Origin of the sequence: Chitinophaga sedimenti, assembly GCF_023156195.1 — a bacterium.
Lineage (GTDB): Bacteria > Bacteroidota > Bacteroidia > Chitinophagales > Chitinophagaceae > Chitinophaga > Chitinophaga sedimenti.
Window position 1 is genome coordinate 3,896,830 of record NZ_JAKUKA010000001.1, and the last position, 13,946, is coordinate 3,910,775.

The window sequence follows — 13,946 nt, forward strand, 5'->3', positions numbered from 1 at the left end:
GTCATGGATGAAATGTTTGTGAATATAATGTCGAAGGATCTGCATGAGATCCGGGAGGATATGGGGCGACAGACTGGGGTGATTTCGGAGATCAAAACCGCGATGACAAAGGTGGAAGTCATGGATCGTACCGCCAATTCATTGCTGAAAAGCCTCGAAACGTCTTCCCTCGATGTGGGGCGATTATCGCAGGAAATTAGAGGAGTGCGGGGACTTGTGGCGCAGCTCCGGCATGATTTGGCGAAGCCGTTGCAGCAGGAGCATCACCACCATTTTCCCAAAATTTTGTGGGCGGCTTTCGCTTTGCTGATCGGATTTTCGGTTGCCGTAGGTGGTTGGTTTCAATCTTCCCGAGCGGGAAAAGAGTATAGGGATGCAGATACCCAAATTCGTTATCTGCGCCTTTTGCCGGAGGACTCGCTTTATTCCGCCTTGATGCGAGCGGAGAAATTGGTGAAATCCGATCCGGAAAATGTAAGGGATAGTGTTCTCCAGGTTGAAGAAGACCGGGAGCGGTATTGGCAAATGGTTCGGGAAGCGGAAAGACTAAGGAAAAAGGGATATGGCCGCTGACCTAAATACAGGGGAGTATCTTGGTTATAGTGATTTCTTTAAATAGGGGATGGCGGGGATTGATGAGGTAATTTAACTGGTGCTGCCAATGAAGGGAGGGGAATGCTGCCACGAGGGCTTTCCTATCTTGGAGGAATTGCCGCGCCTTGGCGCCAGGACTCCCACTGAATATTCCGCTAGTCGGGTCTAATATAGCCTCATCGTGAATCGTGGAAATCCAACAATGATCCGGTAGCCGAAATTCGAGGAAACAGAGATTAGGGGACAGTTTTCCCAGCGTTCGATGCCCGCAGCTTTCCAGAATTGCGGATGCGACAGAATCGAAAGCGCAAAAGAAGGGGTGCTTCCCATTCGAAACGCATCCAAGCAGCGGGTTATATTCCAGTTGGAATGCAAGGTCTTTATGAGCGAGGCGGTAGAGTTTCATGTTGTTTTAGAATTGTCCGATACATAAGCGATGGAGTCTTGACCTTACTTCAAGTAAGCCGGGATGGGTATGCAGGATGTCGATCGGGCGCTGATCCAGTAAGGTTTCGTTGGGAGTGGTGAGCCATTCGAGCAGTAGTTCGTGTTCACCGAATACATCCAGACCGTAGCAATACAGTTCCAGCAGAATGGCGATCCGGTCACTCATCATCCGGCTGAACGACTGGTCTAATTTCCGGAGGAAAAGGGTACGGGTAGTTACTCCCATCATGGCAGCGAGTGTGTCATAATCGAATTTTAGTACTTCCTTCAGGCAAACGAATTGCCTTTTGGTTATTCCCGCGCGGATGATCTTTTCCCGCTCGATGAAGGACGAGTTTCGATAATAACTTATGAAGTCTTCCGGGTGATCGGGGATTTGGCGCTCAGTTTTTAGGGGACGGCCGCGGCGGCGGGGCTCCTCTTGAATAGGTGTTTCTTCCATAATCAGTTATTTAGCGATTTTGCGGCGAAGCTCGTCGGCCATTTCCCAGCCGATTCCTTTGATAGTTTCCAGTTCTATCGGGCTGAAGTTGGCCGGGCTTTTCTGTTTTCGCTGGAAAGTGGATTTCTTCCAGGCCAGTTCCTTACAGACCCGTTTCCGGAATTTATCCTCCAGGTCTTTGAAATACTGCGATACCGATTTCAGTTCGTTTTTCTTGTTTGTCATATAGCGTCGGATTAATACGATGGATCTAATTTCAGATGGAGGTGGCTTTAATAATGACAGTTATTGGGATCTCCCAATGTTTTTCATCTCTGGAATAGGAGCTCACCGCCGTTGAACGGGAGGCGGGAGATGGGAAGGGCGGGCGAAAACAAGTCCCGGCTACCGGTGATGTAGATGGTGATATGGGAGATTCCTAGTGGGAGGAGAAGCCTGGCTAACTCCTCTACCTTTTCCTTGATGTAGGCGGATTTTTGCATAAGGCCGGTTTTTTAGGGGTTGGGGTACCGGCGCACAAAAAAAAGGCGCGGAACTCAACCTGTCGCCTGGGACCCCTAGGAGGGTGTGGGACGAGCAAGAAGAGCCCACGCCGAGACGTGAGCTTCCTCCTTCCTCTCATCCCTATTGAATTTCCTAGGTTCCCAGGTGAGATTCAGAAGCAGCTACTAATATCTTAGGTCTGCAAATTAATCGAAATTACTGTTTTTTTCATTTGTAGTAAAATTTTACTACAAAATTATTTTTGTATTCTAAGACTTTTCAATTATGAAAAGTCTTAGAATAAGAAAAGTGTCTCTTGGCGAAAAAATAAAGGTTGTTAGAAAGTCTCGTAAATTAAGTCTACGAAAACTTGCGGCGATTGCTGACATGGAGCATAGTCATATAAATCTTATCGAAAAGGGGGAAGTTAGCCCTTCAATTGCTGTAATGGAGGTCTTGGCCGAGGCTTTAGACATCTCGTTGACTGACTTATATAGCGTAGGTTTGGCCACATTGACGGATATTGAAAATGATATTATTAGAATATCTAAGGAAAAGCGCGTTCAATTGAAGATAACGCAAAGTGAATTGTCCGAAAAGCTAGGGGCCACTAAAGAATTTGTATCTGACATTGAAAATGGCCAACTAGGTATATGTTATGGCATTCGCCATCTAGAGGCAATGGCACGGGTATTTAAATGCAATTTGACGGATTTGTTGCCATAAAGATACTTCGTATTGATATGTTTCTTAAATTTAATTTATAGTTGTTTAATATTAAATTATAGCTAAATACGCCCCTTCCATATCTCCACGAAAAGCCCCAAATTTTATAACAATCAAAATTATTCTAAAAATGAGAGGTGGAGAAACTGCAGTTAAAACCGGAGCAGACGGAGAAACAATCATGGAAAATTTCCTGAAAATAGTGGGCTGGAACCCTTTAGTCAAAAATGCCCAGTTTGTTTGCAACAACGGTTTGAGACATAAACATGTATCAAAGGGAGAACGTACGACTCATAACATTGATGGATTCTTTTCCTATGAAAACCCACTGAATCATGGATATCTAGATGTAGTTCTATGTTCCTCAAAGCACAATTTGGATGAATACTCTTCTAAGAGTAATGTCTTTTCATTTTTACAAGAAATGGCGGATGCAATAGAATGCGCACCTGATGATTTTAATCTTTCACCATCATTTACAACTAATAAAGAAATCGTCTATAAGGGAGTAATATTCTGGATTTCTTCTGATCCGGATGAAGCAAAGGTCAGCATAATTGATAGAGTAAGTGATGATTTGTTGGAAGATGAAAATTTAGTCATGCCTAAATTGAAGGCAAGAAATTATGATAGCATATTTTTAATTGATAATAGGAAGGCTTCTTTTGTCTTCAGCGCGATTAGTACTGCACAAACACTTTTTCCAGGCAACTCAATTAAGTTCTTATATCCACATACAGGAAGGAATAATGATACGGATGAAGTCATGGTCGCAGGCGAAATAATGCCTATTCAGTATATCAATTCATCTATCCTACCAATAGTAATTGATGGAGACACAGTTTCAATATTGCTTTTCTGCGACGAGCCATTCAATCGGAATTCCCTGAGTAAAATAATATGGTTCGCACATAAGATTTGCGGGCTTGCTAATTCTATAACAATATTTTTTAATGATTATCATGCTACGAGACATGAAAACGAGGTGAATTTTGTTAAGCAATCATTTAAGGATCAGTCATTTACAAAGAAAATTACGGTACGTAGAATTCGAAATTTTGACTTTGTAACTTTAAGAGAATCAGAAGTAATAACCAACGAGGCAAGTACAAGAGCAACTTTAAAACTTCAAAAGGTGAAGTCTAGCTCAATTGAGGATAATCTAGAAAGAATTTTGCCTTTTGGAGAAATGATGCGACCAATTATTGATTCTACAGCCCTTAGTGATAAAGATATTCGATCCTTTCTAACAAGAAAAGGTATTTATCTAGGTAAAACGGTGAAGGCAGAAACAGTCCCTCTTTTGTCTACGTTATTACTGTCGCCTCAAGAAGTAGACGTTCTAAAGTATATGCTGAAAGTAAAAGAGGATAAAGTAAAATCAGTTCCTAGAAGTGCAAGGCTAGTGAAGGAAATTGAAAGTATTTCAAAAATAAGCTCTACAATTTATAGAAACCTCGATGGGCATTTGCCATCAAACTGTAGGTTGCTAGAAATGCCCCATTTTGAGGATGTTGGCGAGGATGCATTAAGGGTGCAATTTAGAATTGAGAAGACAAATACAACCAAAGATCTGATAACCGGCCAGCAAATAAATGATGCAGCATTATATTTTGAGCTAAGGGATGGCGATCTGAATGTACGTATGGATTACACATCGAAAGAATCTTATAAGTATGTAAGTTCGGTATTTAAGAATGTTGAAAAGGGGCTAATCGAAAATAATTTAATTGAATCCGAGTTTTTATCAATAAAGTTTGGATCGTTTTCAGGAAATACCGAGAGGATCAATTTCTTATTGGGATTTCTGCAAACAGATGCCACGCCATTTTTCCCGTTCTTTCAAAATGCTCAGTTAGAGTATATTGTATTTAAGCCAGATAATTCAATAACAAATGGGATGCCAGCCGATTTGTACTCACTAAAGGATAAGGTCTCAGAGCTTAGGATTGGAGGGAGTGAATTAGATACAATTCATTACTTCAATCCGGAATACAAAATGTCTCTGTTGATGGAAAGTGTGAAAATAGCGTATAAATTTAATCATGCAAGCCATACAGGCAATTGTGTTGTTCAATTGGAATTTAGGAATGGCTTAACTGAACCTTCGGCAGAGTTGCAATGTAACCTTGAGATTCGAAAAGGAAGAGGAAGTAGAGGCGTAAATGTCGAATCAGTACGTAAAGGACTTTTGGAAAGAATGAACAGAATTATTAAGGATCAGTTTCAGAGATCAGTAATTAAAGAGCATATAGAATTGGGTGATAAGCTGAGCCACTAATTAATCGCTATGCCAAATTTATTTGAACAATTTTTAGATAGAGAAAACTTTTATTTTGCTTTCAAGAAGCTCAACTATATTTTGAAGCAATGTAATGAGTGGTACAATCCGATTGAATTAAGTGCATATGAAGCCTGCCTTGCAAGTAGAATTCCAGAGTTGAGGAATAAAATTGAAAGCGGGGAGTATTTTCCGTCGCCGATTCAATTATTGCCATTTCCTAAAACCAACGGTAGTTCAGGCGAAAGAATACGCCACTACTTTAAAGTTAGTCTTGATGATCAACTTGTGTGGATAGCACTTATAAATGTGCTAGGTGAGAAGTTAGAATCTGTAATGCCGGATTGGAGTTATGGCAATAGGCTTTATCGACCAATTTGGTTTGAAGATGGAGGTGATTCTGGAAAGATGTTGCGCCAAGTTGGTAGTGTTCATAATACGTCAAAGCACCTGTATCGAACATGGAATCAAGCATGGCCATTGTATCGACGACATATCTCAATGACAATCAAAGCTATGTCCCAAGGCACTTCTTCTCAAACATCTAGTTTTGATGATGTAAAAGAAGAGGAAATATATGAGCTCGAGAAGGGGTGGATAAAGAAAAAATATTTGTCAGGTCAATATTGGGATAACGACACGCCTTTAGAACGTTTGTTTTGGATTGGAATAGACTTCAAGAACTTTTTTCCATCTATACATACTAGAAAGATTGTAGAGTTTTTTCGCGAAATACTCAAGGATAGAAATGACGTAGATGAGTTATTAGAATTAGTTTCAAGATTGCTTTTATTTCAAGTCGATGAAAGAGGCTGGGGTACTGAAAATCTAATTAGTTTAAAGGTAGTTAAATCTAGCGAAGACCTTTTTTACAAAGGAATTCCGACTGGACTGATCGTTGCTGGAGTACTGGCAAACGTAGCTATGTACGGGATTGATAAAGAAGTTTCAAAGTGGATTGATGCGAACCGAAAGGTAGCGGTTTTTAGGTATGTCGATGATCATGTAGTTTTAGGAAAGTCATGGGAGGCGTTAAATGAATTTTTCATCTTTTATCGGGGATTGTTACAGAGCTTTGGAATTGGAATTGAAATTCAGGAGGAAAAGTTAAGTCCTGCGGATGCTTTCAGAGAGGGCGAAATGGATCCTGATAAGAAGGATGATTTTTCGATAGATGTGGAGTTTCCAGAGCCGCTTATGACACAGACATTAGAGAAAGTATCCATGCTTAATGAGGAAGACTTTGAACTTTCGACTAATGAGGAGTTGGAAAAAGTGCAAGTTGATCTAGAGCAGTTCCTGATTTCTAATTTTCCTGATTCCGAGATGAGGAAAGATACGAGAATGGCATTTGCGGCTGGAAGATTGGCACAAATGGCAAATTTCATAAATCCAGATTTCAGGAGGCTGGATTTTTCTTTGCCTGACAATTTTCAAGAAGCCAGGGACCTTGCATTGAGTTTGTTGAATGAGGAGTTGAAAAAGAGAGAGCCAAGCAAAAAAAAGCAATTTTAGCGCCGGAAGAAATAGATAAAGCTATTTCTGAATTGCAGGATTTGAGATTTTCAGAGGAGCTTTCAATTTATAAGAAACGAGTAAATAGAATTGAAAAGTTAATATTAAAGGCAATCAAGGAGAATCCTGACAAGATAAAGCTTTGGAAAAGAGGAGTGCAATTTTTGTTAAATACGGGTTCAAGCAACTTAGATCAATTGTTTAACATTGCGGAGAAAGTCCCACTTCACGTATTAAGCTATACTTTTCTAAAATGTTATTTATTGCTTTGTATACAAAATTCTTTTGTTTCTGCAATTAACGTATTGATTTCTGAAAGGCTTTCTTTTTGGCAAGACTATAAATGTCGGAGATTCTGTTTAGGCGTATTGAATTTAGATATTACAAAAGTTAAGCGAGAAGATCCTCCAAATGGCAATTTTCCATTTGAAACTGAAACTATTCATTTTTTCGAGAGTTCAAGGCAGGCGTTCTTTACATTGCTGGGTGAAGAACCTCAGGATTTCCTAAGAAATGATAACTTGTCAATTGTTAAAGAGATCCGAAAACTTGCCGATCGTGGACATAAATTAGAGCTTAATGAGGAAGAATTATGGTATGTTTTGAATAATATACCTGAGCAAGTTAGAAAGGCCTACTGGATTGAGAATTATCGATCTCAAAGTCTGAGTAAGCCTATCACTTGGAATATTTTATCACTATATCCTGGAGAAATAGATGTGGTTAAATGGCGACAAATATTTAAGTCGAATATCACAGCTAAAAACCGTGTCCATGAATGGAGTTTAAAGAACGAGGCGGCTTTTTATTCGATGCTTTTGAAACGGTTCGCGAGTTTGTTAATTTAAAAACTCCCATCTATCAGAAATTGAGTAAAGTTTTTGAGCGAGATTTATCAAGTTATCTTACGTTAGATCAGTGGATAGGTCGATGTATTGAAATGACTTCTGTTCACAAAGGTAATTGGGTTGATCCTAGGTTGTCGGAATGGACGGCAATTGAAATAATAATACAGATTAGTGAGTGTATTATGGAAAGTATGGACTCATATAAGCGAATTAAGCAGAAGACTGAGAAATTTGATAGATCAATATTTAAAACAAGCCATAGAGAGTATTTTAATATACATCCAGCCAATTATTTGGTGCCAAAAATATGGCTTGAGAATTCATTTCTTACTTGGGGAAATGGAAGAATCGTATTAGGAAGAATAGATTAAAATTAGCGGATGCGGATGAGATGCTTAATGACTTTAGGTATATACCGGTTTCAAGTATGTGGGGAACAAATCCAGTTAATAATTTATTTGGGAATGCAGAATTATTAACCATTATTGGTCTAACCGTATTACTTACAAAGCTATTGTCTAAGAACTTTACTTGGCCAACCACAAGCAATAAACTGCTTTTTATTGATGAAGTATTTACAAGAAGTGCTCAAGCACTTGAGTTTGAAACAGTGTCATCAGATACAAGGATATTAATCAGTCATATTTTTTCAAAAACAGATATTGATTATTTTAACGGGAATATAGGGATTCAATTGAACACGGGGAAGTCAATAAATGGAATTTCGGAATTTGTTGAGCAATTGAAAGTTGTTAGGAAGAATCTTGAAAGGTATCAGGTGTCGGGTGATCAAAGGGGGCAAGGCAGTTAGTGAAAATTGACATTGCTGTGCTAACAAAGGTAAATAATAATTTTAGCAGGAACTATGAACGATAAACTCAAGATTGGGTTAATTCAGCCGGTAGTTGATCCAAATGTTTGTTGGGAACAAAGCCGTACGACTTGAATCTGTCTCCATTGGTCGCAGATAGGGTCTGGCAAGAGATACTTTCCGGAATTAATCAAATCATGGCTAATGGAGCTAAGCCTCAGATTATCCTTATTCCGGAACTGCATTTGCCGTTGAATAGAGTTTCAAATATAAAGAACATAAGTAAGCGACACAATGTAATGATAATTTCTGGAATTGATTTTTTGCTTCACCCTTCCTTACCAAATAGAATTAGGAACAGAGGAATTTTGACATTGCCAAATAGCTGGGGAGATCTGTCACTTAGATCAACGCAATTGACGAGTTTCTATTTTGGTAAGTCATATTTTACTTATATGGAAAGGGAGATGTTTGCTAACCTGAAACATGGCAAGTCTTCTGAATTTTCTGAAGGGAATATGCTAATATTTCAAAGCGCGGATATTGGTAACTTTGGATTGATGATATGTTCTGATATTTTTGATATTGAAAGAATATTGCTTTATCAAGGAAGAATACATCATCTTTTCATTATTTCTCTAAATAAAGATTTGAATAGTTATTTACATATGGCGGAGGCACTTGCGAGAATGATTTATTGCAATGTGGTTATTTGTAATACTGGATTTTATGGTGGGTCTATCGTTATTTCTCCCTATCAGGATAGCAATGAACGGACAATTTACAGATATCAAGGTCAAAGAATGCAAAATTCCCAAGTAGTAGATTTGCCAGTAAATCAACTGGATATTGCTCAAGCGTTCGATTTTGCAAATGACAAGAAACAGGCAGGAATTATATTTAAGGCAAGTCCGCCTGGCTATTCTAAGAAAAATGCATTATAAATGGTTCAGAAAGTAGTCTATAATATCATTTAGAGTGAGTTGTTTAAGTTCATATTGAAACCACGGTGAATATTTGCGAAATGTATTCTACTTCGACTTTACTACAGGGAATGGATGGTACAGCGTTTGAAAAATTTTGTGACCCAGTGTTGAGAAAGTTGGTTCCCGAATTAGCGAATTACATTCCAACCGGGATAAATGATGGTGGGAAAACTATAAAATCATTGGTAGATGGTTTTTGCTTTGTTGGTAAGAATCATATGGCGACTGTTCATATTACTACTACTGGTATTAAAGATCTCGCGACTAAATGGCTATATGATGGCGATGCCCCATCGATGACTAAAGGTGATTTAATCAAAGGTATAGGTCAAGCTAAAGAGATTCATAAGGCTTCTCCTGATTTCAAATTTAGCATTTATTTAGTTCATAACTGTAGGGTTGATGATCGGTTACATCTTAAAGTTAAACAGTACAATACTGAAAGTTTTATAAACGTAATAATATTAGAACAGAGGGACTTTGTTCCTTTTTTGGACCACGACCCAGAAGGACAATATCTTCGGCAAAAATTTTTAGGAATTAATGCGGATCGGCTTTCATCTTCATTGTTGAAAGATATTTTATTGATTAATATTGAAAGGTATGGCCGTGAGAATTATTTAAGCGAGGCCAGCTTAGCCAATGTGCCAAGGCAAGAGAGGGTTAAGGAGCAACTCACTGCCTCTGCCAAGACCATTAATTTATTAACTGGTGAATCAGGTTTTGGGAAGAGCGCATTTTGTTATATGATTTTGCGCTCCGTATTAAGGGAAGGCCGGGTGGCTTATAGAGTTGATCCATCTATCATTGAAAAAGCTGTTTCTCTGGAGGATGCAATAAGTCAACAAATATTAGTTGATCGAGCAACGACCTATTTGCATGAAAATGATATCAGGACTCTATTCAAAAATTCGTTAATAGTAGTTGACGATATTAATAAGTACCCAAGTTGTGTCGCAATTCTTGATAAGTTAATTTCATGGAATAATAGAAGGGTTGAAGGGAATATAGTAATACTTTGTCCAGTTTGGCCACGTAACTTGGAATCGATTCAAAACAAAGAAAAGAAAAAGGATTACTACAGCGTTATTTCGCTTGAACGGTTTTCGTTTAACGATTGTAAATTAATTATCGAACAAAGAACTAACAAAGATATTCCAGTTATAACAGAGCAGGAAAAGCACTCATTAATATTCGGGACTGGTTTTGATCCATTATTGCTGGATCTTAGCTTGCAACTAATGATTAGCACGAAGGGTTTTTCGGAACGACTGTCGGAGAAGGCAATTGAAAATTATTATACTGATATTGTTCATCGTATACATGATCTGCATCAAATACCTGTTTACTTAATAAATCGTGCACTGGCATCGTTTGGTAGAGAAATGCTAAGGCAGAGGAAGTTGAATCCGCATTTAGATGATATGGAAAGTTGGTTGGGCTCTGAAAGTAAAGAGTATAAAATTTTACTTCAAATAGCTGAACAACATAAACTTTTTTCCTTTGATGAAACTGGCAGTTGCTTTTTTAGGCATGAGCGCATAAGAGACTTTCTTTTGGCAAAAGCTGCCGAAGTTCTATTCGGGAATGTAGTCGACAATCAGGACGTATTAGGGGAACCTTTTTTTGCTGAGATAATCGGTGCCGCGATCGCGAATCTAAATATTCCTAAGGAAACGATAGTGTGGTTGATCAATGCAAATCCTTTGTCGATATTTATATCACTTAAATACCTTTCGGATGATACATCTAAGTTTCAGCGTGAAATCACACTTGAGGTAATTGAGGAATGGAGCGCTTCCATATCTCAGAATTTCATTCCCAAGTCGGTTACGGATAGTATTTCAAATAGCCTAATGGGCTTTGATGTTAAAGAAATCGCCAGAGTAACAAATGGATTTCCGCGTAGCCCTGAGTTGCACCTGGCAAGGTTTAGAAATGGCGAATGGGTTCAGGGATTGCATTTTTTTTTTCAAGTATTAGATATTTTTATCCAGAAGAGCCTACGTATTGGTGGAACACAATACTTGCACATGTTAAGGCAAAATACTTAAATGAAATAGTTGAAAGCCTCCGGTTATATTTGCCTGCTGGAATAACCAATGAGGGCTTATTTCATGCTTATACATTAGCAGGATTTATTGAAATTAATACGTATATGGACCAACTTGTGAAGAGTTGGACAAGAAATGCAAGTCCTGCGAATTATGTGGCGTATTTATGGGCGATACTAAAATGTTTTTCTGAAAGTGATCGTGATATTCTTAAGAGTGCTTTATCGTATTGGTCTACTATCTCAGAGAAGGAACGTAGTCGCCCTACTAATAACTTTATTCATGGAAGAACCATTGATAATCAAATTAAATTTTTGCACTGGAACTTTTCCGATGAGCAGCTTCGAATATTGTTAGAATTAAGTGAAGATCGAGATTTGCATGGTATATTATCATTGCTTTTTGCATATGTAGATCATCCTGTTGCATTTAGAGTTGTGTTGAATGTTGAAATGGAGAGGGATACATCATTTCCTAGGTTTGAAGAATGGGATGGTCGATGGGATTTTAAAAGAACTAATTATAGACTGAGTAATGCATCTCTTCAATATTTGTTACAAGAATTTTCTGATTTAAGCATATTACCTACACGTAGGTATATCGCCTGGCGATATTGGACAGGGAATCAGGATGAAATTGTTGTATTGGGACAATTGCAACAAATCGTCGATAAAAACGATTCGCTGTTTGAAGAATCTATTTTTTGGCGTCTTAGTCACGGTGATATTACTGTTGCACAAGAGGTGAAAATAGTCATTGGCGATAAGCCTTGGGTGGTAAGTTCTTTGGATTATATCTGGACAGAGGAAGTAAAGACATTCTTTAGTCAGTGGTTTGCTGAGCGCATACGAAATGGTAATTTTTCGGAATTAACATACGGCTTAGAATTACTCTCAAATCTTGATAATAATGAGGCGTCACAAATGTTAATAGCACATTGGGAAAAGCTTAGGCTTCATAGCAGATCAATTTTAACAGCATTATTTCTTTCAACACCGGAGACGATTAGATTGGCAGATTTAGAAATAAAAAGATTGGGATTTGAGCCAGGAAAGGATATGCCAATATTTTATTATGGAAATTTATATGGTCAATATTATTCGAAGGACGATCTACCGGAAGATATTAAGGAAAGATTATTGCTGCTGGTTGAGCATTTTCGGTATATGTATTTGCACTATGGCGTGAAACGTGAGGGGCGGCCTGAGCGCCTAACTAGAGAGAAACTGGAATGTTTGATTCCTTATCTCTCGCTTTTTGATAGCCATTCAAATTATCAGTTAGCTCTAAAGTGTTTGAGTATTGGGGCTGTAGATTTATGTTTTGAAAAATTCTATCCAGAGATAAAGGAAGCTGGTTTGAGAAATAGAATCCGGTTGTCTCCGAAAGAGCTCGATTTGGAGACAGTTTCAAAGTATCGCGAATTGGAGAACAATAAGACGGTATATATGGACTTTTTCATAGAACAGATAGAAAAATCGGAAATAAATGATGAGATACTATTTTCTTCTCTGAAGTCATTTTCGAAGTCTTACCATACGGCAAAAGCATTTTATATAGTTGCCGTAATTTTGGAAAGCCTGGGAAAAAGGATGCATATTGAAATATTAGAAGATTTTTGTCTAGATAATGAGCAAGATAGGATGAACGTAGAATTTTGGAAAGCGAATGCAATTTTTGCAATTAAGAGAAGAAGTTTAAATTGAGTGTAAGTTTAGCCACTCAAGACGAAATTTATATTCAATTACATTGCAAGTATAGATGTAAATCCCGTGCAAGGTTGTTTTTGTGTCAGCGAAGAAAGTTGCTTCGACGAATATAATTAACTGAGAATTGTGAACAAAGCAGCAAGCATATCGTCGATTTTTCCAAAACACCTTTTTTGGGATGTAAAAGTCGAGCAATTAGAGCCTGAAAGGGATCAGGAACTTATTATTCCGCGCGCTTTATACATGACAAACGAAAAGTCCTTTGACGACGATATTTCGAGGTTGGAAATCGTTTATTCTAGCGATGAAATCGTCAGGAACCTTAAATCCACCAAAGAAAAAATCAGCAGCCGAGTTTTTGAAATGGTGGCCCACCGATACAATATTCCTCCCTTCCATACTTAAAGACTTCCAGGTCAGCCTTGGTCAACCAAAGCTCGAACCGGTCCGCCTAGGTTGTTTCACTATTTTAACCTTAATTTCCCTTGCCGAGTCGGTCTTTTCGGGAAGGATCGAACTGGTTCCTCGAGACATGGTTTACGGTTTTGAGTGGTTAAAATCTTCCGGGAAGATCAATTTCCGAAGATTTTATGAACCGTTCGTAAAGCCGGGATTAAGTAAAGATTAAATCCCATGTAATTGTAATTCAATCAATTACCCATTCTGTATCGGGAAGTAAACCGCTCAAATAACAGCAAACAACAATAGATAACTGCACAAAAAAGGTCTATCAGTCTGCGTCTTAGCGGATCGACAGCCCCTGTAGAGAATGCTTTTTGTCAAAAAGTATTCTCCGGGGAAGATAGGCTCGTCAAGGAGCTAGAGATTGGAACCGAGAGTGACCATATTCTATATTTAAAAAAGCTGGGAACCTTTCAAATAAATATTAAGCTAATCAAGCGTGTTAGTAAAATTACACCTCCTTCAGCTTTGATCGCTATGTTGATTCAGGGCTACGAAACTGAAATTAATTCTTATATCGTCAATTAACGATATAATCATAGCAGATGTAACCACCACCTTTCGTTTTTATACCTTTGCACGATCCGA

Annotated in this window: 13 protein-coding genes; 11 read left to right on the forward strand and 2 right to left on the reverse strand. The window is 38.3% G+C overall.

What is annotated here, in order from left to right:
* Window positions 1-3 precede the first annotated feature (3 nt).
* Entirely contained in the window at window positions 4-573 is a 570-nt protein-coding gene (locus MKQ70_RS22185; RefSeq protein ID WP_248074442.1) for a hypothetical protein, read from the forward strand.
* A 433-nt stretch (window positions 574-1,006) separates the two neighbouring features.
* On the opposite strand, the gene MKQ70_RS22190 is transcribed toward MKQ70_RS22185, so the two are convergent.
* Window positions 1,007-1,483 carry an antitoxin Xre/MbcA/ParS toxin-binding domain-containing protein gene (locus MKQ70_RS22190; protein ID WP_248074443.1) on the reverse strand — a complete coding sequence of 159 codons (477 nt, stop codon included), beginning with the start codon at window positions 1,481-1,483 and terminating at the stop codon, window positions 1,007-1,009.
* Window positions 1,484-1,489: 6 nt separating this feature from the next.
* On the reverse strand, window positions 1,490-1,708 hold the full coding sequence (locus tag MKQ70_RS22195; RefSeq protein ID WP_248074444.1) for a hypothetical protein: 219 nt from the start codon (window positions 1,706-1,708) through the stop codon (window positions 1,490-1,492).
* 543 nt (window positions 1,709-2,251) lie between these two features.
* Between MKQ70_RS22195 and MKQ70_RS22200 the strand changes: the two genes are divergently transcribed.
* From MKQ70_RS22200 to MKQ70_RS22245, 10 genes are all read left to right on the forward strand, one after another.
* Complete coding sequence (locus tag MKQ70_RS22200) at window positions 2,252-2,692, forward strand: helix-turn-helix domain-containing protein (protein ID WP_248074445.1); 441 nt, start codon at window positions 2,252-2,254, stop codon at window positions 2,690-2,692.
* Window positions 2,693-2,822: 130 nt separating this feature from the next.
* Window positions 2,823-4,973, forward strand: coding sequence for a PD-(D/E)XK nuclease domain-containing protein (locus MKQ70_RS22205; RefSeq protein WP_248074446.1), 2,151 nt, complete (start codon window positions 2,823-2,825; stop codon window positions 4,971-4,973).
* Window positions 4,974-4,982: 9 nt separating this feature from the next.
* Window positions 4,983-6,488 (forward strand): RNA-directed DNA polymerase, encoded by a 1,506-nt coding sequence (locus MKQ70_RS22210; protein WP_248074447.1) that lies wholly within the window; start codon window positions 4,983-4,985, stop codon window positions 6,486-6,488.
* 32 nt (window positions 6,489-6,520) lie between these two features.
* Window positions 6,521-7,336, forward strand: a complete 816-nt coding sequence (locus tag MKQ70_RS22215; RefSeq protein ID WP_248074448.1) for a hypothetical protein — start codon at window positions 6,521-6,523, stop codon at window positions 7,334-7,336.
* The gene (locus MKQ70_RS22220; protein WP_248074449.1) at window positions 7,267-7,707 is read left to right on the forward strand and encodes a hypothetical protein; all 441 of its coding nucleotides are present in this window, start codon (window positions 7,267-7,269) and stop codon (window positions 7,705-7,707) included. The genes MKQ70_RS22215 and MKQ70_RS22220 overlap by 70 nt, the downstream gene beginning before the upstream one ends.
* Entirely contained in the window at window positions 7,668-8,147 is a 480-nt protein-coding gene (locus MKQ70_RS22225; protein WP_248074450.1) for a hypothetical protein, read from the forward strand. Before MKQ70_RS22220 ends, MKQ70_RS22225 begins: the two co-directional genes overlap by 40 nt.
* 131 nt (window positions 8,148-8,278) lie before the next feature.
* The gene (locus MKQ70_RS22230) at window positions 8,279-9,091 is read left to right on the forward strand and encodes a carbon-nitrogen hydrolase family protein (protein WP_248074451.1); all 813 of its coding nucleotides are present in this window, start codon (window positions 8,279-8,281) and stop codon (window positions 9,089-9,091) included.
* 80 nt (window positions 9,092-9,171) lie between these two features.
* Complete coding sequence (locus tag MKQ70_RS22235; protein WP_248074452.1) at window positions 9,172-11,187, forward strand: NACHT domain-containing protein; 2,016 nt, start codon at window positions 9,172-9,174, stop codon at window positions 11,185-11,187.
* Window positions 11,188-11,291: 104 nt separating this feature from the next.
* The gene (locus MKQ70_RS22240) at window positions 11,292-12,893 is read left to right on the forward strand and encodes a hypothetical protein (protein WP_248074453.1); all 1,602 of its coding nucleotides are present in this window, start codon (window positions 11,292-11,294) and stop codon (window positions 12,891-12,893) included.
* 129 nt (window positions 12,894-13,022) lie between these two features.
* Window positions 13,023-13,301: a DUF6922 domain-containing protein gene (locus MKQ70_RS22245; RefSeq protein ID WP_248074454.1), complete on the forward strand. Its 279-nt coding sequence runs from the start codon at window positions 13,023-13,025 to the stop codon at window positions 13,299-13,301.
* Window positions 13,302-13,946 lie beyond the last annotated feature (645 nt).

What these genes read in the sequence shown, in the direction of transcription:
- MKQ70_RS22185 (WP_248074442.1), top strand. Translation starts at nt 4, where the DNA reads ATGGATGAAATGTTTGTGAATATAATGTCGAAGGATCTGCATGAGATC.
- MKQ70_RS22190 (WP_248074443.1), bottom strand. Translation starts at nt 1,483, where the DNA reads ATGGAAGAAACACCTATTCAAGAGGAGCCCCGCCGCCGCGGCCGTCCC.
- MKQ70_RS22195 (WP_248074444.1), bottom strand. Translation starts at nt 1,708, where the DNA reads ATGACAAACAAGAAAAACGAACTGAAATCGGTATCGCAGTATTTCAAA.
- MKQ70_RS22200 (WP_248074445.1), top strand. Translation starts at nt 2,252, where the DNA reads ATGAAAAGTCTTAGAATAAGAAAAGTGTCTCTTGGCGAAAAAATAAAG.
- MKQ70_RS22205 (WP_248074446.1), top strand. Translation starts at nt 2,823, where the DNA reads ATGAGAGGTGGAGAAACTGCAGTTAAAACCGGAGCAGACGGAGAAACA.
- MKQ70_RS22210 (WP_248074447.1), top strand. Translation starts at nt 4,983, where the DNA reads ATGCCAAATTTATTTGAACAATTTTTAGATAGAGAAAACTTTTATTTT.
- MKQ70_RS22220 (WP_248074449.1), top strand. Translation starts at nt 7,267, where the DNA reads ATGGAGTTTAAAGAACGAGGCGGCTTTTTATTCGATGCTTTTGAAACG.
- MKQ70_RS22235 (WP_248074452.1), top strand. Translation starts at nt 9,172, where the DNA reads ATGTATTCTACTTCGACTTTACTACAGGGAATGGATGGTACAGCGTTT.
- MKQ70_RS22240 (WP_248074453.1), top strand. Translation starts at nt 11,292, where the DNA reads ATGGACCAACTTGTGAAGAGTTGGACAAGAAATGCAAGTCCTGCGAAT.